19 protein-coding genes are annotated in these 17,680 nt (G+C 62.4%); 13 read left to right on the top strand and 6 right to left on the bottom strand.

The window, feature by feature from the left end:
* Positions 1 to 36 precede the first annotated feature (36 nt).
* Together AB4074_RS07700 and AB4074_RS07695 are read right to left on the bottom strand one after the other, a co-directional pair.
* Complete coding sequence (locus AB4074_RS07700; protein ID WP_441412844.1) at positions 37 to 714, bottom strand: tyrosine-protein phosphatase; 678 nt, start codon at positions 712 to 714, stop codon at positions 37 to 39.
* Between the two features lie 18 nt (positions 715 to 732).
* Positions 733 to 1,563 carry an HAD-IIA family hydrolase gene (locus AB4074_RS07695; RefSeq protein ID WP_437772229.1) on the bottom strand — a complete coding sequence of 277 codons (831 nt, stop codon included), beginning with the start codon at positions 1,561 to 1,563 and terminating at the stop codon, positions 733 to 735.
* A gap of 187 nt (positions 1,564 to 1,750) precedes the next feature.
* Here AB4074_RS07695 and AB4074_RS07690 point away from each other — a divergent pair, with 187 nt between their 5' ends.
* The 3 genes from AB4074_RS07690 (at position 1,751) to AB4074_RS07680 (ending at position 4,027) form a co-directional block, all read left to right on the top strand.
* Positions 1,751 to 2,398, top strand: coding sequence for a TrmH family RNA methyltransferase (locus tag AB4074_RS07690; protein WP_332602644.1), 648 nt, complete (start codon positions 1,751 to 1,753; stop codon positions 2,396 to 2,398).
* A 118-nt stretch (positions 2,399 to 2,516) separates the two neighbouring features.
* Entirely contained in the window at positions 2,517 to 3,608 is a 1,092-nt protein-coding gene (gene fbaA / locus AB4074_RS07685; RefSeq protein ID WP_441412843.1) for a class II fructose-bisphosphate aldolase, read from the top strand.
* Complete coding sequence (locus AB4074_RS07680) at positions 3,608 to 4,027, top strand: DUF3151 domain-containing protein (RefSeq protein WP_441412842.1); 420 nt, start codon at positions 3,608 to 3,610, stop codon at positions 4,025 to 4,027. Before fbaA ends, AB4074_RS07680 begins: the two co-directional genes overlap by 1 nt.
* Before the next feature lie 145 nt (positions 4,028 to 4,172).
* Here the strand turns inward: AB4074_RS07680 and AB4074_RS07675 are convergent, their stop codons facing one another.
* On the bottom strand, positions 4,173 to 4,805 hold the full coding sequence (locus AB4074_RS07675) for a uracil-DNA glycosylase (RefSeq protein ID WP_441412841.1): 633 nt from the start codon (positions 4,803 to 4,805) through the stop codon (positions 4,173 to 4,175).
* Positions 4,806 to 5,059: 254 nt separating this feature from the next.
* Complete coding sequence (locus tag AB4074_RS07670) at positions 5,060 to 6,751, bottom strand: phospholipase C (protein ID WP_441412840.1); 1,692 nt, start codon at positions 6,749 to 6,751, stop codon at positions 5,060 to 5,062.
* 367 nt (positions 6,752 to 7,118) lie between these two features.
* Here AB4074_RS07670 and AB4074_RS07665 point away from each other — a divergent pair, with 367 nt between their 5' ends.
* The gene (locus tag AB4074_RS07665; RefSeq protein WP_441412839.1) at positions 7,119 to 8,408 is read left to right on the top strand and encodes an adenylosuccinate synthase; all 1,290 of its coding nucleotides are present in this window, start codon (positions 7,119 to 7,121) and stop codon (positions 8,406 to 8,408) included.
* A gap of 67 nt (positions 8,409 to 8,475) precedes the next feature.
* Here AB4074_RS07665 and AB4074_RS07660 read toward each other — a convergent pair whose 3' ends face one another.
* Positions 8,476 to 8,751, bottom strand: a complete 276-nt coding sequence (locus tag AB4074_RS07660; RefSeq protein WP_441412838.1) for a hypothetical protein — start codon at positions 8,749 to 8,751, stop codon at positions 8,476 to 8,478.
* A gap of 483 nt (positions 8,752 to 9,234) precedes the next feature.
* On the opposite strand from AB4074_RS07660, the gene AB4074_RS07655 reads away from it, so the two are divergent.
* The 9 genes from AB4074_RS07655 to AB4074_RS07615 all read left to right on the top strand — a co-directional run bounded on the left by AB4074_RS07655 (position 9,235) and on the right by AB4074_RS07615 (position 16,648).
* A complete protein-coding gene (locus AB4074_RS07655) occupies positions 9,235 to 9,789 on the top strand; it encodes an RNA polymerase sigma factor (RefSeq protein WP_441412837.1) in 555 nt (184 codons plus the stop codon).
* On the top strand, positions 9,786 to 10,589 hold the full coding sequence (locus AB4074_RS07650; RefSeq protein WP_441412836.1) for a hypothetical protein: 804 nt from the start codon (positions 9,786 to 9,788) through the stop codon (positions 10,587 to 10,589). Before AB4074_RS07655 ends, AB4074_RS07650 begins: the two co-directional genes overlap by 4 nt.
* Positions 10,590 to 10,601: 12 nt before the next feature.
* Positions 10,602 to 11,027 carry a CoA-binding protein gene (locus AB4074_RS07645; protein ID WP_236814520.1) on the top strand — a complete coding sequence of 142 codons (426 nt, stop codon included), beginning with the start codon at positions 10,602 to 10,604 and terminating at the stop codon, positions 11,025 to 11,027.
* Between the two features lie 71 nt (positions 11,028 to 11,098).
* Positions 11,099 to 11,941, top strand: coding sequence for a polysaccharide deacetylase family protein (locus tag AB4074_RS07640; RefSeq protein WP_441412835.1), 843 nt, complete (start codon positions 11,099 to 11,101; stop codon positions 11,939 to 11,941).
* 60 nt (positions 11,942 to 12,001) lie between these two features.
* The gene (locus tag AB4074_RS07635) at positions 12,002 to 12,403 is read left to right on the top strand and encodes an MmcQ/YjbR family DNA-binding protein (RefSeq protein ID WP_441412834.1); all 402 of its coding nucleotides are present in this window, start codon (positions 12,002 to 12,004) and stop codon (positions 12,401 to 12,403) included.
* Positions 12,404 to 12,485: 82 nt separating this feature from the next.
* Positions 12,486 to 13,127, top strand: a complete 642-nt coding sequence (locus AB4074_RS07630; RefSeq protein WP_441412833.1) for a hypothetical protein — start codon at positions 12,486 to 12,488, stop codon at positions 13,125 to 13,127.
* Between the two features lie 196 nt (positions 13,128 to 13,323).
* The gene (gene ngcE, locus AB4074_RS07625) at positions 13,324 to 14,733 is read left to right on the top strand and encodes an N-acetylglucosamine/diacetylchitobiose ABC transporter substrate-binding protein (protein WP_441412832.1); all 1,410 of its coding nucleotides are present in this window, start codon (positions 13,324 to 13,326) and stop codon (positions 14,731 to 14,733) included.
* A complete protein-coding gene (locus tag AB4074_RS07620; protein WP_441412831.1) occupies positions 14,730 to 15,755 on the top strand; it encodes a carbohydrate ABC transporter permease in 1,026 nt (341 codons plus the stop codon). The genes ngcE and AB4074_RS07620 overlap by 4 nt, the downstream gene beginning before the upstream one ends.
* Complete coding sequence (locus tag AB4074_RS07615; RefSeq protein WP_441412830.1) at positions 15,755 to 16,648, top strand: carbohydrate ABC transporter permease; 894 nt, start codon at positions 15,755 to 15,757, stop codon at positions 16,646 to 16,648. Before AB4074_RS07620 ends, AB4074_RS07615 begins: the two co-directional genes overlap by 1 nt.
* Positions 16,649 to 16,751: 103 nt before the next feature.
* On the opposite strand, the gene AB4074_RS07610 is transcribed toward AB4074_RS07615, so the two are convergent.
* Positions 16,752 to 17,609 (bottom strand): DUF1206 domain-containing protein, encoded by an 858-nt coding sequence (locus AB4074_RS07610; protein ID WP_441412829.1) that lies wholly within the window; start codon positions 17,607 to 17,609, stop codon positions 16,752 to 16,754.
* Between the last annotated feature and the right edge of the window lie 71 nt (positions 17,610 to 17,680).

Here is a 17,680-nt window from a genome sequence, read left to right as displayed (position 1 = left end):
CGCTCGGCCAGGGAACCCTGGCGGCGTGGGCCCTGCCTAGGCGTGCCGCAGTCCATCCAGCTCGGAACCACTGAGGCCGGCGTCTCGCAAGTAGTCCGCCGCGCTGCCGAGCTCGTGCCCGAAACGGTCGAGGAAGTATTCCATCGCAGCGTCGGGGGATTGCAGCAGCATGAGTGAGGGACTGAATGCTTCCTCCGGAACCTCAGGGACAGCCAGCCGCCAGGCTGCCGACATGGTTTCCAGCATCGTGGGGAGGGCAGCGGTGCTTGCGGCGTAGTCCGCCACGACAGCGGCGCGGTCAGCGCCCGTCGCGAGGAGCGCCAGAGCGGATACGACGCCGGTGCGGTCCTTGCCGAGCGAGCAGTGGATGAGCGTGCGTTTGCCTTGGGCCGCGGGACGCAACGATTCGGCCACCCAATCCGGGCGGGCTCGAACCCAGCCAAGGTACAGCTCGCCAAGATCTTCGGCCGTGTGGATCGACTGGAGCCCCGCCGAAGCGGTACGCGGATCGAGGGGGTTCTCCACGAGCTCCACCTCACCGTTGGCCAGTTGCCAGGGCACGATGGCGCGCTCGTACTCGCTCCGGAGGTCCACAACCGCCTGGATGCCATGAAGTTCCAGAAAGGCGGCCGTCGCAGCGGTATCCATGCCAAACGGCTGGCTGCCCCTCAGGATGCGGCCACCGGCCAGGGACCGGAGGTTCAGCACAGCCATGGCACCTGCCCCTTTTTCCTAGATTTGGTTCTTGAGGTCCGCTACCGAGTTCAGGACCTGGTTTGGCCGGAACGGGAAGGCCGCGATGTCCTCGCGTTGGGTGATGCCGCTGAGCACCAGGACGGTGTGCAGCCCGGCTTCCATGCCCGCGATGATGTCGGTATCCATGCGGTCACCGATCATTGCCGTGGTCTCGGAGTGGGCGTCGATCTGGTTCATCGCGGAACGGAACATCATGGGGTTCGGCTTGCCCACAATGTAGGGCTCGCGGCCGGTCGCCTTGGAGATGAGCGCGGCGATGGCGCCCGTGGCGGGCATCGGTCCGTCCTTCGAGGGGCCGGTGGCATCCGGATTGGTGGCGATGAAGCGCGCCCCTGCGAGGATCAGCCGGATGGCCATGGTGATCGCTTCGAAGGAGTAGGTACGGGTCTCGCCAAGCACCACGAAGTCCGGGTTCTGGTCGGTGAGGATGAAGCCGGCCTCGTGCAACGCCGTCGTGAGCCCTGCCTCACCGATGGTGTAGGCGCGGTTCCCGGAGTCCGAGCCCTGCACCTGGTCCTTGAGGAACTGTGCCGTGGCCAGGGCCGATGTCCAGATGTTCTCTTCCGGGATTTCGAGGCCGGAGGAGCTCAGCCGGGCCGCCAAGTCCCGCGGGGTGAAGATCGAGTTGTTGGTGAGGACGAGGAATCGCTTGGACGTGTCCACCCAGCGCTGGATCAGTTCAGCCGCTCCGGGAACCGCTTGGTTTTCGTGGACCAGGACGCCGTCCATATCGGTGAGCCAGCATTCGATTTCGTGGCCGTTGCGGTAAATGGCTGAGCTTTTCGGGGCTTCGGTTGCGTTCTCCATGCTTTTCCTCCGCGTATTGGCTGTTTCTCGTCCCAAGTCTTTCATCTTTCGGTCTCCGAGACACCCGGGTGTCCTGCGTTACGGCACCGGGTTTCGGCACCGCGGTCGGCACCGCCCGGGCTAGGGTTGAAGAGTGACTGACCGGCCCCAGAACCCTGCCCCTACCGACTCCGCTGCTGTCCCGTCCATCCTCTCCTCTACCGAGGGGGAGTCCGAAGCGAAACCGGAGGTCGGCGTCGGGCCCTGGGAAGGCGACTGGCCGGAAGGTGAGCAGTGGGACCCGGACCTCCTGGCCGACGGCGATCGCCGCAACGTCGTGGACAAGTACCGCTACTGGAAGCACGAAGCGATTGTCGCTGACCTGGACGCCCATAGGCACGATTTCCACATTGCCATTGAGAACTGGCAGCATGACCTCAACATCGGCACTGTGGTTCGCACCGCCAATGCCTTCCTCGCCAAGGAGGTCCACATCATCGGACGACGCCGGTGGAACCGTCGCGGGGCCATGGTCACCGACCGTTACCAGCACGTCCGTCACCACCCCACCGTGGAGGATTTCGTGGAGTGGGCCCAGGGGGAAGGCTTGGCCATCATCGGCATCGACATCTTCCCCGATTCCGTGCCGCTCGAAACCTACGAACTTCCGCGCAACTGCGTGCTCGTATTCGGACAGGAGGGCCCCGGCCTGACTCCCGAGGTGCACGACGCCGCCGTCGCCACTTTGTCGATCGAGCAGTACGGCTCCACGCGCTCCATGAACGCGGCGTCGGCCGCGGCCATCGCGATGCACGCGTGGATCCGCCGGCACAACTTCGGCCAGCGGGTCTCCTGAGCAGGCCCCCTCTCCTTGGAGGCCCCCGGCTACTAGCAGGACCCCCGGGACAAAAGATCCGCAAGTGTTACCCGTCTCCGTGACCGGAAACACGGTGCCGGATTCTTCAGTCGCTAGGATGGTGCCTAGCCGTATAGGTCTACTCCAGGGTCAACAAAACCCACAGACGAAAATCAGCATAGGAGTCAGCATGCCCATCGCAACCCCAGAGATTTACTCCGAGATGATCGACCGCGCGAAGGCCGGTGGATACGCGTTCCCGGCAGTGAACGTCACCTCGTCGCAGACCCTGAACGCCGCCATCCGCGGCTTTGCCGAGGCCGAGTCGGACGGCATCATCCAGGTCTCCACCGGTGGCGCGGCTTACTGGTCCGGCGCCTCCGTCAAGGACATGGTTGCCGGATCCCTGGGCTTCGCGGCTTTCGCCCGCGAGGTCGCCAAGAACTACAACGTGAACATCGCCCTTCACACGGACCACTGCCCCCAGGACAAGCTGGCTGATTTCGTTCTCCCGCTGCTGGCTGCTTCCGAGGAAGCCGTCAAGGCCGGCAAGGACCCGATCTTCAACTCGCACATGTGGGACGGCTCGCACGAGACCCTGTCCGAGAACCTGCGGATCGGCCGCGAACTCCTGGGACGCGCAGCTGCGGCCAAGATCATCCTCGAGGTTGAAATCGGCACGGTCGGCGGCGAGGAAGACGGCGTCGAGAACGAGATCAACGAGAAGCTGTACACCACCACCGAAGACGCCCTCGCGACCATCGAGGCACTCGGCGCCGGCGAGAACGGCCGCTACCTGACTGCCCTGACCTTCGGCAACGTCCACGGCGTGTACAAGCCGGGCAACGTCAAGCTCCGCCCCGAACTGCTCAAGCAGATCCAGGCCGAGGTCGGTGCCAAGATCGGCAAGACCAACCCGTTCGACCTCGTCTTCCACGGCGGCTCCGGCTCCACCGAGCAGGAAATCGCGGATGCCGTTTCCTACGGTGTCATCAAGATGAACATCGACACCGACACCCAGTACGCGTTCACCCGCCCGGTTGCCGGACACATGTTCTCGAACTACGACGGCGTCCTGAAGGTCGACGGCGAAATGGGCAACAAGAAGACGTACGACCCGCGCGTCTGGGGAGCCTCCGCCGAAGCCGGCATGGCTGCCCGCATCGTAGAAGCCGCAAAGCAGCTCGGTTCGGTAGGCAAGACCTTCTAATGTCCGACGAATTCCGCAAGAACCTGATGGGCCCGGAGCCGACGCTCCTCCCTGCAGAGACCGAGATCTACCAGCACCTTGCCCTGGGGCAGGAAGCACTGGACCTCGTCCCCAAGTACCCCACGTCTTCGTTGCTGTGGGCGATCCTGGCGGAGGAAGCTTGGGCTGACGGCCGGACCATCGATTCCTACGCGTATTCCCGCGTGGGTTACCACCGTGGACTGGATTCGCTGCGTCGGAACGGTTGGCGCGGCGTCGGGCCCATCCCGTGGGAACACGAGCCCAACAGGGGATTCCTGCGCGCTCTGTACTCCCTCGGCCGGGCATCCGCTGCCATCGGCGAAGCCGAGGAACCGGAGCGGATCGAGAAGTTCCTGAACGACTCCGATCCCGCCGCGAAGGCAGCGATCGAAGGCTAGGACTGCCGAGAAGACGACGACGGCGGCCGCCCACCGAAAGGTGGGTGGCCGCCGTCGCGCTTTCCCCACCCAACTGACTCGCAGTTAATGCCGTTATGAGCCGTCAAAACGGCAACAAATGCGAGGCAGTTGGGTCGGGCGGCTCTTAGGAGACCGGGGTGAGGCCGGTCCGGGCCATGGCCTCGGCGTAGGCGCCATGGATGAGGTCCAGGTACTCCTGCTGGCGCGTGGGGGAGCCGGCGAAGGAGCGTCCACCGAGCGAGCGGACCTTGAATGTCTTGAAGCCCCTCCGGTGGATGCTCTGCGGTGCGGCCTTCATGAGCTGGTCTGCCAAACGATGGGCTTCGTTGCCGTGGGCTACCAGCACGGAGGTGCGCGGCACGATCGCCAGGAGACGCAGGAGCGGCTTGAGGCCTTCGGTGATGTTGGCGGGAGTCAGCTTGCCCGGCTCGCCGTCGGGCTCGATCCACGGATAAACGTTCCACGGCATCATGAGTTCCGGACGCAGGCCCAACTGCCACTGCATGCCCACCATGCGGGTCGCGGCGTCCGCGTCACCCGGGACGATGAAGCCGGAGCCCTCTGTGGTGCGGGTGTTGGAGAAAAGGCTGATGATGCGGCACTCGTCAACGCTGTGGATGGGGTCCACGTAGAGGACTTCGCTGCCCGGCTTCTGTTCTTTGAGGGAATCGCAAAGCCCCGTGACCTCGGCGATGTGGGGTTCGAAACGTCGGTTCCAGAGCTGCTCTTCGAGTGTTTCAGTCGCCAGGTCTTGCATATGGGCTTTGGTCTCCTACGTGTAGCGAGGCGCACTTATCCGGCCGGGAGCGGTTTGCCGCGACCGGTCAGATTGGGTGCAGTGTTGGGGGCTGGTTAACTCTACCGGAACGGCGGTGAGCTGTGGGGTGAATCGGGACTTCTGTGTTAGGTCTCTCGATGGCGGGAGCCGGATTTGGCATGAAGCGGCCCTGCATTAACGGAAAACGGCACCGTCCCGATGGATTCGGGACGGTGCCGTTTCGGAAGGGCCTGCTACTGCTTGTTCTCGTTTTGGTCGTCGCTTTCCTTGGTCCTGGAAACCACGGTGCCGTTCGATTCGTTGAGGATGAGCTTCACGTCCCGCCCGTTGTCAAAGTTGAACATCGCGTTGATGGAGCCGGCCTTGGCGTCTGCCGAGGAGTCACCGATCTGGCCGGTGTGCCAGTTGTCCTCGATGAAGCGAAGGATGGATGACTGGTCCGTCTGGGTGTGGTCCACGAAGTTCTTCTTGGCGAAGGGGGAGATCACGACAAGCGGCTGGCGGGGGCCGGGGCCGCAACGGTCGGCATAGCCTCCGGCCATCGGCACACCCTTGTTGTAGGCGTTGAGGCACCACGCGGCGTCGTCGGTGGTGTTGGAGGAGTTCTTCACACCGGCCGCGACGTGGTCGTACCAGCCGTCAGAGTCATCGTAGGCGAGGACGATGGCAGTGTTTTCCCAGTTCTTCGAGTTCTGGATGGCGTTCACTTGCTGCGTGATGAACTTCTGCTCGTCCAAGGGATCGGAGTACCCGGCGTGGCCGTCCTGATAGTTTCCAGCCTTCAGGAAGGAGACAGCAGGCATGTTGTCAGAGTTGACCACCTTGGCGAAGTCCGTGGTGTCGTACTGGTGGTTGGCCTGGCCGTTGTGTCCGATCTCGTCCAGGCTGGCCGGAGCAAGGTGGTGCGGGTTGGACGTTGACTTGTAGTACTGGAACGGCTGGTGGTGCGGGTTGTAGTCAGTCACCGTGGCACCCGCGATGTTGGTGTGGGTGGTCATGCACGCAGCCGGGGTCGTGTCCGTGGCCGGCGACGTCGGGGCAAAGCCGCCCTGGAACCAGCCCCAGCTGACGCCCTTGTCGTTGAGCAGGTCGCCGACGTTCTTGCCCTGCATGCCCGCAAGGTTGTTCTTGCTCGCGTGGCTCTTGTTGGAGCAGTCGTCGTAGACCGGATCCGGGTCTTCCGTCATGGTTCCGACGCCGTTGGCGTCAGGGAACTTGACCGTGTAGTCGCTGCTTGCAGGTTTGACCGGCTGCCCGGCGGCAGTGAATTCCGTGACGCCGTGGGTCTGGCCGGACACAAGGTTGAGCGCGCCCGGGCTGGACGGGCCGAACACGGTGCTGAAGTGTGAGTCGCTCATGGCGAAGTTCTGGGCGTAGTTCCAGATCCCGGTCACGGTGTTGCCGTCGTAGTAGTCCATGGTCAGCCCGGGACGCCCGAACTGGCCACCCGAACAAGTATCCATGCTGGTGTTCTCGACGAACTTGTTCATCAGGCCACCGTTGTAGGCCTTCTGTTCCGCTGTGTATTCGTGGTCCTGGTCGCACGTGATTGCCTGGCCCGGAGTCAGGCGCTGAGGCTGGACCGAGTTGGGATTGTTAGGCGCCAACAGATTGTCGTGGGCGAGGGTGGCGATGTTCTTCGGCGTGTTCTTCGCTGCCGTGAACGCGGGAGCCGCTGCGCCACTGCCTTGCTGGGTTTCGCCTGCAGTGTTGGCTGCCTGCGGATAGGTCGCGAAGTAGTGGTCGAAGGAGACGTTCTCGCCGAAAATTACGACGACGTGCTTGATGGGCGTCGCGGTTTCTTTGTGGTCGCTATTGGCCGAGGCGGGCGTCATGCCGAACCCGATCATACCGGCAGCGATCGTGGATGCCGCGAGTGCGCTCACTCCTGCCGTTGACAGGAGACGCTTGTTGCGAAAATTCATGGATTTCCCTTCGGATTCACGGAAAGGTGGGGTAAGGATTCACAAAGAATGTAGCCGCTCGCCTGGGGCGTGGCGGCCGTTTTGGGGGCTCAATGCGGACTGTTTGGGAAGAGTTCACATTCTGCTCACAGGGAACTTCGAGGGCGCCGTGCCTGTTTTCATGTCGTCCTCCGACCGTGTGACAACAGGTCCAAGAGCCGCATCGGCTAAACTTGGCTGGTAAGAGCCCCGGAACTCTTGCTGATCCCGCCGGTGAACTTTTGCGAAAGTCTGCGGGCAGGGCCGAAAGATTCGGGGCGTTCTCATGTACGGCGCTGAGCCTTGGTGATCCCGCCAGGACCGGCCCGAAAGAATGGGGGAGGATCCCATGCCAGCTATCGTGATCGTCGGAGCCCAATGGGGCGACGAAGGCAAAGGCAAAGCAACCGACCTGCTCGGTGGCCGCGTTGACTACGTGGTCAAGCCCAACGGCGGTAACAACGCCGGGCACACCGTTGTGGTGGGCGGTGAGAAGTATGAGCTCAAACTCCTTCCTGCCGGTATTCTGAGCCCGAACGCGATTCCGATCATCGGCAACGGCTGCGTGGTGAACCTTGAAGCGCTGTTCCAGGAGATCGATGGCCTGGAAGCCCGCGGCGCCGACACATCCCGTTTGCGCGTCTCGGCCAATGCCCACCTCGTAGCGCCGTACCACCAGGTGTTGGACAAGGTCACGGAGCGCTTCCTCGGCAGCCGCGCTATCGGCACCACAGGTCGGGGCATTGGGCCGGCCTACATGGACAAGGTGGCCCGCTTGGGTATCCGCGTCCAGGATGTCTTCGACGAGTCGATCCTCCGCCAGAAGGTGGAAGGTTCGCTGCGTCAGAAGAACGAGCTCCTGGTCAAGGTCTACAACCGCCGCAACGTGGTGGTGGACGAGATCGTGGAGTATTTCCTGTCCTACGCAGAGCGCCTTCGGCCGCTGGTCATAGACAGCACCCTGGTCCTCAACAACGCTCTCGACGAGGGCAAGGTGGTCCTCATGGAAGGCGGCCAGGCCACGTTCCTGGACGTCGACCACGGCACCTACCCGTTCGTGACCTCTTCGAACCCGACCGCTGGCGGCGCGTCTGTTGGCTCGGGCATCGGACCCACCCGGATCTCGCGTTCCATCGGCATCATCAAGGCCTACACCACGCGTGTAGGCGCCGGTCCGTTCCCCACGGAACTCTTCGACGAGATGGGCATGTACCTGCAGAAGAAAGGTGGCGAGTTCGGCGTCAACACCGGCCGCCCGCGCCGCTGCGGTTGGTACGACGCCGTCCTTGCCCGCCACGCATCCCGCGTCAACGGCTTCACGGACTACTTCGTCACCAAGCTGGACGTTCTGACAGGCATCGAGCAGATCCCGGTCTGCGTGGCCTACGACGTCGACGGCGTTCGCCACGACGAAATGCCCATGACCCAGACCGAGTTCCATCACGCAGTGCCGATCTTCGAGTACTTCGACGGCTGGACCGAGGACATCACCGGCGCCAAGACGATCGAAGACCTCCCCGAGAACGCTCGCAGATACGTGCTGGCCCTCGAGAAGCTCTCCGGCACGCGCTTCTCCGCGATCGGCGTCGGCCCGGACCGGGACCAGACGATCGTGGTGCACGACCTCATCGAGGACTAGTCACCAAAATCTAATTACGACGACGGCGGGTCGCCCTTAACGGGCGGCCCGCCGTCGTCGTTTCCGGCTATTTGGAACCCAGTATCTTCCTGTTTCCGATCGATGACTTGAGCTGGACAAACGTGATGAGGGTGTTCAGCTGTTGGGTGCAAGGACCCTTGTTGGGTGTGCCAAGGATGGTGATCGTGATGGTCTCTGCGGTCTCGGCGATTCTTGCCCGGTTGGGAGCGCTGCACTCGAAATTTGAGGTCGTTAAGTACACCCGATTTTCCGCATCATCGATTCTGTTCAGCGTCCAGGGCAGAATTGGCGAGCCATCCTCGGGGCCTGTGTCGATGGGCATCCCAGCATTCGTGCTCGTCGGGGATGACTCTGGGTACGGCCCGGGCGCGTTTTGATCGCTCCGACCGCAGCCGAAAAGTGTCCCCGCGAGGCACAAGCACGCGATCGAAGCAGCGGCGCGGGAGCGAAGTGAGGACATTCTCTTAGTATTCCCTAGGCCTCGATCAGGTTCGAAAACGCCTTCGGAAAAAACTTTTGGAATCCGCGTAACCCTTTGGGGTGCCCAGACGATTACCTCTTTGAAAGGCCGAGCTGAAATTTGTCCCCCATCATGTTTCAGCTCGGCCCTTTTCATGTCTGAAGGGGTTTCGTGGATGTGCAAAAAGTCCGGGAGAGGCAAGCCCCCGGAACCGAAGGCTGGTCCTTGGGCATAGCGGGAGCAGCGGTTAAGCTAGGTGAGGTTGCCCGGCCCTGCCGCGTTTGGGCGCCGCCGAGGATCTCGCATGGATCCGGACATTCGCTCCCCAACGAAAGCCACGCTTCAGTGACCGACGCCTTGACCGATGCAGCATTGCTGGCCCTTCGCGGCCGGGAAGCTGAACTGTTCAGCGCCGTCTACCAGGCCTTTGCGGGCCAAGTGCTCGGCTACCTGACGGCGAAAGGCGTTTCGGATCCCGAAGCTGTCGCACAAGACGTTTTTCTTGCCGTCCTGCCTCGCGTCGAGACGATCACGGGCGGCGTCAGCGGTCTGCGAACGTTCGTGTTCTCGGTGGCCCATGCCCGGATGGTGGATGACCATCGTCGGCAAAGCAGGGCACCAGAGCACCACGAGTTTGAACCTGAACGTGACACGCGCCAGTCGAGTTCGGCGGAAGCTGAAGCGATGGACCGCGTGGCGCCCGGCGAAGTCATGGCGCTGCTGGACCTCCTTCGGGAAGATCAGAGGGAAGTCTTGACGCTTCGTATTGTTGCCGGTCTGACAGTGGACCAAGCAGCCGAAATCATGGGGAAAAGCCAAGGCGCAGTCAAGCAGCTGCAGCGCCGGGCGTTGAATGCACTCCGCGAGCACTCGGTAGTAAAGGAATACGTGGCACCATGATGCGTTGGGATTGCAAGGACATTGACCGCGACGCGGTCATCCTCGAACTCATGCTTGAGGCTGGCCTCACGGACGCCCCGGAAGTCGCGGACTCGTTAAAAGCACTGGAATCCTTCGCATCCATGCCGGCGCCGGTCCCCGGGCCCGCACTCGCCGCGATGCTGGCGGGCTCGGCAGTGGGTGAGCCTCTTCCGTTCGACGAGCTCGGCAAACGGCGTCAGTTGCGCAAGCGTCGCCCCGTCGTCATTGGTGCCGCCGTCCTGACCGCCATGGGCCTAGGTGTTGGTGGCGTTGCGGCCGCGAGCGGCGGATTCAGCAAGGGAACCCCGGAGTTCATGCAGACGCTGATCTCCGGCTGGGCGCCCGCTTGGACCACAGCTCCGCCGTCGCTGGTACCTCCAGCCCCCGCCCAGGACTCCCCGAAAGTCGCGACGCATCCTGCTCCCGCCGACCTGCCGTCGGCGGTACCCCCAGTGGCAGGCCCTTCGACGGACCCCGTGGTCACTGCTCCGGCCGGCCCCGGCGAGGCGCCGCACGAGCCGGTGGCGCCAGCGGCCGTTCCAGCCCCTGCAGGCCGGCCAAGCGACGAGCAATCCGAAGCGCCGAAGGCAGCCCACACGGAGCCTAAGGACGACTTGCAGGGAATCCTTCCGCAGCCCAAAACTGCTATCCCATCCACCCCGGCGACGAAGGACCTCCAGAACGGGGTTCAGCAAACAGTCGAGAACGCCCAGGACGACGTGTCCCTGAAGCCTGCCGGGGCGTCGCTGCGTTGGCTCCTTGGACTGCTGTCCCGCTAGTAGGCTGGAGCTATGACACACGTCAACGATCCGGCAGTCATTGACCGGCTTATGCGGACTAAGGGCCGCTGGGCAATCGTGGGACTCAGCACGAATGAGTGGCGCTCTGCGTTCGAGGTTGCTCTCTATGTTCGCGACACGATGGGCATGGAGATCATTCCGATCAACCAAAAAGGCGAAGACGTCCACGGTGAAACCGGCTACAAATTCCTTGCCGACGTGCCCTTCGAGAAGCAGCCCATCGACGTCGTCGACTGCTTTGTGAACTCCTCGCGCGTCGGCGCCGTAGTGGACGAAGCGATTGCCGTGGGAGCGAAAGCCGTTTGGCTCCAGCTCGGAGTAATTGACGAGGACGCAGCGGAACGGGCCAAAGCTGCGGGCCTGGACGTCGTCATGAACGCTTGTCCGGCACAGATGGGCTGGCGGAGCGGCATCTAGCCGTCGTCTTCCGTTAACCGGACGCTGGTATGTTTTGGGGGCAATCACCCTTTCGAGATCAGGGAATTTCCATGTGTGACGACCACCCTTCCACCACCAGCCGACGCACCGCGCTCGGTTTCCTCGGGGCTTCCCTCGTGGCTGGGCTGGGGGCATGCGCGGTCCCGGGAAACCCGTCTCCAGAAAGCCCGACGGCGACCCCCGGCGCTGCTGGCCCCTCGCCGTCGTCGTCCGCAAGCGCCGCGATGTATCCCACACCAAGCCCCGCCGGCCGCGGGCGGCTCCGGAACCCTTTCGTCCCCGACTTCACGCTGCCGCCTATCCAAGGCGGACTGGCTCCCGTGATTACCAAAATCCCCACCAAACATCCCGTGGTGTTCCTGACGATCGACGACGGACTGGTCAAGTCCCCGGAAAGCGTCCGGCTCCTCGCGGAGAACGGCTACCCGGCCACACTGTTCCTCACGAGCAACACGGTCCGCGACAACCCTGCATTCTTCAAGGCGTTCATGGCGCAGGGGAGTCTGGTTGAAAACCATACGGTCAGCCACAACGTCAACATGACCACGCAATGGGGCTATCAGCGTCAGCTTGACGACATCGCAGGCATGCAGGATTTCGCCCTCCAGCAGTACGGCCGCAAGCCCACACTGTTCAGGCCTCCCGGAGGTGCGTACTCAACCGCCATGCGCCAAGCCGTTGCCGCCGCCGGCCTGAAGGCGATCGTTACGTGGGAGGCCAAGGCCAATGCCGGGCGCATGGACTACCAGTACGGCAATTCCCTCCGACCCGGCGACATCGTCCTGATGCACTTCCGCCCCGAATTCGCGGCAGACTTCGAGGCATTCCGCTCGGCGCAAGTGGCTGCCGGACTGGAAGTGGTGCTCCTCGAGGACTTCCTGGACGTTGCGTGAGGCGGTCGGTCCGCTAGTCGTCGCACTCCGCTAGTCGTCGCACTCCGCTAGTCTCGCGATATGGACGCTGCCACCCTCCGCAAAATCTGCCTTGCCTTCCCCGGGACCTATGAAGACTTCCCGTTCGGCCCGGAAACCTCGGTTTTCAAAGTCCGGTCCGCTGTGTCCGGCGGATCCAAGCAGGAAGGCAAGATGTTCGCCGCATCTGCCATGGACGACCAGAACTTGGCAGTAAGCCTCAAATGCGATCCCGCCTTGGCTGTGCAACTTCGCTCGGCCCATCCGGAAATCACCGGCGCCTGGCACATGAACAAGACGCACTGGAATGGCGTGCGCTTGGACGGCGCGCTCCCCGACTCCATGGTCCGGGACATGGTGGAGGATTCTTATGACCTCGTGGTTTCCTCGTTGAACCGCAAGCAGCAGGAGCAGCTGGGCTGGGCCCGGCTCGCCAAGGACTGACACGCGGACCCTGTCTGCGGCTTCGGCTAGATTGTGAGTGGACCGCACCTTCCATCGCCTCGAAGCAATCAGGAGGAGCCAGATGCTGGAACAAAAGACCCTCGATGAGCTGTGGAATTTTGAGGACCCCGCTTTGTCGGAAGCCCGCTTCCGCGAAGCCATGGCGGATCCCGCCTACGATGCCTTTGAGCGCGCCGAGCTCGCCACCCAATTGGGCCGGGCGATCGGCCTGCAAGGCCGCTTCGAGGAAGCGGACGCTCTCTTGGACGGGATTGACGCCGAAGAGGAGCCCACCATTGCTGTGCGGATCCTCCTGGAGCGTGGCCGCCTGCTCAACTCCGCCGGCCACCCGGCCATGGCCGTTCCGCTCTTCGAACAGGCCGCCGAGATGGGCGACCTCTTGGGCGAAGATTTCCTCGCCGTGGACGCACTTCACATGCTGGCCATCGCGGACTCCGGCCACCAGGAATCATGGACGCGAAGCGCGCTTGAGTATGCCTCCGCCGTCGACGATTCCCGTACCAAACGGTGGATGGTTTCCCTGCACAACAACCTCGGTTGGGCGATGTACGACGACGGTCGCCGCACCGAGGCGATGGTGGAATTCCAGCTCGCTGAGCAGTGGGCCGCGCGGGTGGGAACCGAGCAACAGCAGCAATGGGCGCGCGAGGCTATCGCTCAGTGCGCAAAATCCCTGAATTACGGGGTTAAAACACCCAAATGACCCCTTCGGGCGGCAGGATCGTCAGATCACATTTTGACAAAAGTTGATCGAAACTGCCCTCAAATATTGCTTTTCAATCACTCGTGGTGAAGTATGTCACACGAAGGGCGCGTCGCAGCGGCGGTGCCCGGACCGATCGACTGCCGGCCAAGACGCCGTCAGGGTTCGGTACAACGAGTCTCTGGAGGGTTTTAGGATGAACGTTCAGCAGCAGTCCCTTGCACGCCGCGGTTTCCTTCGCGGCGCGCTGGCCGCAGCCGTGCTTGTGCCGTTGGCCGGTTCGATGGCCTCTTGCGCCGGGGGTGGCGGCGGAGGAACCACTGGTCCAACGGGGACCGTTTCGGATACCAATCCGTTCGGCATGGCAGACAAGTCCACCGTTGACGCCGTGATCTTCAAGGGCGGGTATGGAATCGACTACGTTGACTTCGCCGGCAAAGGCTTCGAAAGCGCACATTCAGGTTCCACCGCCAAGATTTCCCCGTCCACGGACATCGCGCAGGAACTCCAGCCGCGATTCGTCGGAGGCAACCCGCCTGACCTGATCGACAACTCCGGTGCCAAGGCAATTGGCTTCAGCACGATCCTGGCTCAGCTTGAAGACCTTACCAGCGTGGTCAACGCCAAGAACCTTGAGGGCAAGGTCATCAAGGACACCCTCTACGCTGGAGTGCTCGCCCCGGGTACTTTCAATGGCAAGCTGGCGGCCCTGAACTACGTGCTGACCGTTTACGCCATGTGGTACTCGGATTCATTCCTGAAGGACAACGGTTGGACCGTGCCGAAAACCTGGGATGAGATGTACGCACTCGGCGAACAGGCCAAGGCCAAAGGCAAGTACCTGTTCGTCTGGGGCAAGGAAGCAGCCACCTACTACCAGGAAATGGCGATCGCTTCCGCCATCAAGGAAGGCGGCAACGACGTTCGCCTTGGCCTCGAAAACCTGAAGGCGGACGCCTGGTCCCACCCGGCCATCCAGAGCGTCTTCACGGCCTTGGGCAAGATCGTCAAGGCGGGCCACTTCAAGCCAGGTGGCTCAGGTACGCAGTTCACCGCAGCGCAGGCGCAGTGGAGCAACGCCCAGGAAGCCGTGTTCTACCCGTCCGGCTCGTGGATAGAAAACGAGATGAAGGACCAGACCAAGTCCGGGTTCAAGATGACCGGCGTTCCTGTTCCTACCGTGACCTCGGGATCCAAACTTCCCTACGAGGCAATGCATAGCGCTTCCGGCGAGCCCTTCGTTGTTCCGTCCCAGGGCAAAAACGTTGCTGGCGGCAAGGAATTGCTGCGTGTCATGCTGTCCAAGGATGCCGCCACCAACTTTGCCAAGACCAAGCTGGCCCCCACCATCGTCAAGGACACCGTTCCCGCCGATGGCTTCGGTTCCACCGCCCTGGTTTCCCAGACCAAGCTGCTCAGCGATGCTGGGTCGAATATCTTCACGTGGAACTTTGTTGACCTTTACGGGATGAACAAGGACCAGTTGGTTGTATGGAACACGTTCCTCGATGGAAAGTCCGACGTCGCCACGCTGACGTCGGACCTGCAGAAGATCACAGATAAGGTCCGCAACGACAGCTCGGTCACGAAGATTGAAGTGAAGTGACTTCAGTGAAAGCAAAAACACTCCGGGTCGGCGACGGTGCGTCCGCCGTCGTCGTTCCGGACGCCGCACCACCCGTCTACAAGAGGCGGCGCAAGCCCCTGACATTCGACAAGATCAGCTTCTTTGTTGTCTTCCTTGGCGTACCCTTGGCCATCTACATCCTGTTTGTGATCTCTCCGTTTGCGCAGGCGTTCTACTACTCCATGACGGACTGGAGCGGTTTCTCGCCCAACATGAATTTCACGGGTTTCCAGAACTACCAGAAGCTCTTCACGGACGACATTTTCATGAAGGCCATGGGGAACAACATCCTGCTGGTCATCTTCCTGCCCATCATCACCATCATCCTCAGCCTGGTGCTGGCAACCTTGGTGACCGTGGGCGGCAGCAGCAAGGGCCAGATCAAGGGCCTGCGCAACTCCAGCTTCTACCGGGTTGTCTCGTTCTTCCCCTACACGATTCCGGCGATCGCCATCGGCATCATGTGGGGCCAGATCTACGATCCGTCCGGAGGTCTGCTGAACGGCATCCTCACCTCCCTGGGCATGGACCAATTCAAGTCCTACGCCTGGCTTGGGGACAAGAACACGGCCATGATCGCCACGATGTTCGTGATCGTGTGGGGCTTCATCGGCTTCTACATGGTGCTGTTCGTAGCGGGCATCAAGGGTATCCCCGCCGAATTGTTTGAGGCGGCGCGGATCGACGGCGCGGGACGCTTCCGCACTGCCGTGTCCATCACCATCCCGCTGATCCGGGACAACATCCAGACGGCCTACATCTACATGGGCATCCTAGCGCTGGATGCATTCGTCTACATGGCCGCCCTGAACTCCGGCGGCGGCCCGGACAACTCCACCCTGGTGATGTCCCAGCAGCTCTTTTTCACCGCTTTCACCAAGGGCCAGTTCGGCCTGGCCAGCGCCATGGGCGTTGTGCTGGCCGTAGCCACCCTGATTTTCTCTGGCCTCGTGTTCCTGGTCAACAGGCTCACTGGTGGCGACAAGGATGTGTCCCTCTGATGACTTCCAAAATAGCCAGCCAGGAAATGAAATCGCTTCACTTCAGCCCCCGTAATCCGGCCATGACCACCGGTGACAAGGTGGTTGGCGCCGTTTCGCACACCGCCCTGACCATCTGGTCCCTCATTGTGATCCTGCCCTTGCTGTGGACCTTCATGTCCTCCTTCAAGACGTCCAGCGAGATCTTCGCCTCGCCGTTCGCCTTGCCCTCGCAGTGGCGCTTCGATAACTACATCCGGGCCTGGAGCGAAGCCGGAATCGGAAGCTACTTCCTGAACTCGGTGGTCGTGGTGGGTTCGGCGTTGGTGATCGTCATGGTCCTCGGTGCCATGTGTGCGTACGTCCTTGCGCGTTACACCTTCCCGGGCAGCAAAGCCATCTACTACCTGATGCTGGCCGGCCTGACCTTCCCGATCTTCCTGGCCATGGTTCCTCTGTTCTTCATCATGCGGAACATCGGCCTGTTGAACACTTTGCCGGGCCTCATCCTGGTGTACGTCGGCTTCGCGCTGCCGTTCACCGTCTTCTTCCTGTTCTCCTTCTTCAAGTCGTTACCCCACGAAATCACGGAGGCGGCTGCGTTGGACGGAGCAGGGGAGTGGCGGACGTTCTTCCAGGTCATGTTGCCGATGGCCAAGCCGGGACTCGCTTCCGTTGCCATTTTCAACTTCCTGGGCCTGTGGAACCAGTTCCTGATTCCGGTGGCCATCAACGCGGCAGGGCCACGCGTGCTATCCCAAGGACTGGCCGCGTTTGCGGGCCAAATGGGTTATGCGGTGGACTTCGGCGCCCTGTTCGCAGCAGTCACCGTCACGGTGGTTCCGGTGCTGATCGTCTACGTCATCTTCCAGCGTCAGCTGCAGGGTTCGGTGTCGCAAGGCACGTCCAAGTAGCACGGCCAAGCTAAATAAGCGCCCGACGGCGGTTCCCACTTTTGGTGCGGGCCGCCGTCGGGCGTTTCTGGCGGCTGCGCCGTGCCAACCGGCGCGGCCCGCGTCAGAGCCGCTGGTAACGGGAACGGAACAAGGAATAGATACCGTAGGCCATGAGTCCGAGGCTGACGAACCCCAGAACCCATCCGCCAAAGGGTTGTTTCAGGAAGGCTTTGAGTGCCGAGTCGAGGCCGCCTTGTTGGGAGGGGTCGTGCGCCGCTGTGGCGATCAGGATGAGCAAGCCGACGGCGCCGAGCGCCACCCCCTTCGCGCAATAGCCCACCACGCCCAGTATCGTAAACGCATCTCCCAAGGCCCCGGACGGTTTCCCCCTCAGGTTCTTTTCGTACTTGCGTGTGATCCCCATGAAGACGTATGTGCCGGCGGCTGCCAGCAGCGCCACCCCGATGATCAGCAGGAGGACGGTGCCGGGAGTGCTGGACATGAGGTCTGCGCTGGTCGAACGGGATTTCTCGCTGCTGCTGCTTGGACGGCTGAGCGCAAAACTGCCGAAAGTCACGGCGGCCACAGCGAAGACGATCGCCTGCCCGGCCGCCTTGAGCCGATTCATCCAGCGCTTGGAGCTGTCGCGCCCGCTCCACCCCATCACGGCGTCGCTCGCCATGTAGAGCGCGAGGGCCCCGCAGGCCACAAGTCCCGCCCACAAAAGAACGACGCCGCCGGGCGTAGCGGCCATCTGGCCGACCGCTCCGCTTTGGTCGGCTTGGCCGGATGCGCCCAGCGCGATCCCCAGGGCGATGGTCCCGATCAGAAGGTGTATTAGCCCTAAGGCGACAAAGCCGGCCCGCGCCACGACTCTGACGGTCCGTGAATCCTTGGCGTCGTCGACGGCATCTCCCACCGAACCGGCGCCCCGGGATACTGCATTGCCGGCCTTGTTCATATGATCGTCCGCGCCCATGGAGCTCCTTTGGTCTGTCCTCATCTTGCCATCGTGGGCTCCCAAGCGGGAGGGCGCCCGGCTACTGGATA

Origin of the sequence: Arthrobacter sp. 2MCAF14, assembly GCF_052115645.1 — a bacterium.
Lineage (GTDB): Bacteria > Actinomycetota > Actinomycetes > Actinomycetales > Micrococcaceae > Arthrobacter.
This window is presented reverse-complemented; position numbering and strand designations above follow the sequence as displayed.

Bases quoted from the DNA above. Each gene is read 5' to 3' on its own strand.
- AB4074_RS07700 (WP_441412844.1), bottom strand. From the start codon at position 714: ATGGCTGTGCTGAACCTCCGGTCCCTGGCCGGTGGCCGCATCCTGAGG.
- AB4074_RS07695 (WP_437772229.1), bottom strand. From the start codon at position 1,563: ATGGAGAACGCAACCGAAGCCCCGAAAAGCTCAGCCATTTACCGCAAC.
- fbaA (WP_441412843.1), top strand. From the start codon at position 2,517: ATGGTGCCTAGCCGTATAGGTCTACTCCAGGGTCAACAAAACCCACAG.
- AB4074_RS07680 (WP_441412842.1), top strand. From the start codon at position 3,608: ATGTCCGACGAATTCCGCAAGAACCTGATGGGCCCGGAGCCGACGCTC.
- AB4074_RS07675 (WP_441412841.1), bottom strand. From the start codon at position 4,805: ATGCAAGACCTGGCGACTGAAACACTCGAAGAGCAGCTCTGGAACCGA.
- AB4074_RS07670 (WP_441412840.1), bottom strand. From the start codon at position 6,751: ATGAATTTTCGCAACAAGCGTCTCCTGTCAACGGCAGGAGTGAGCGCA.
- AB4074_RS07665 (WP_441412839.1), top strand. From the start codon at position 7,119: ATGCCAGCTATCGTGATCGTCGGAGCCCAATGGGGCGACGAAGGCAAA.
- AB4074_RS07660 (WP_441412838.1), bottom strand. From the start codon at position 8,751: ATGCCCATCGACACAGGCCCCGAGGATGGCTCGCCAATTCTGCCCTGG.
- AB4074_RS07650 (WP_441412836.1), top strand. From the start codon at position 9,786: ATGATGCGTTGGGATTGCAAGGACATTGACCGCGACGCGGTCATCCTC.
- AB4074_RS07645 (WP_236814520.1), top strand. From the start codon at position 10,602: ATGACACACGTCAACGATCCGGCAGTCATTGACCGGCTTATGCGGACT.
- AB4074_RS07640 (WP_441412835.1), top strand. From the start codon at position 11,099: ATGTGTGACGACCACCCTTCCACCACCAGCCGACGCACCGCGCTCGGT.
- AB4074_RS07635 (WP_441412834.1), top strand. From the start codon at position 12,002: ATGGACGCTGCCACCCTCCGCAAAATCTGCCTTGCCTTCCCCGGGACC.
- AB4074_RS07630 (WP_441412833.1), top strand. From the start codon at position 12,486: ATGCTGGAACAAAAGACCCTCGATGAGCTGTGGAATTTTGAGGACCCC.
- ngcE (WP_441412832.1), top strand. From the start codon at position 13,324: ATGAACGTTCAGCAGCAGTCCCTTGCACGCCGCGGTTTCCTTCGCGGC.
- AB4074_RS07615 (WP_441412830.1), top strand. From the start codon at position 15,755: ATGACTTCCAAAATAGCCAGCCAGGAAATGAAATCGCTTCACTTCAGC.
- AB4074_RS07610 (WP_441412829.1), bottom strand. From the start codon at position 17,609: ATGGGCGCGGACGATCATATGAACAAGGCCGGCAATGCAGTATCCCGG.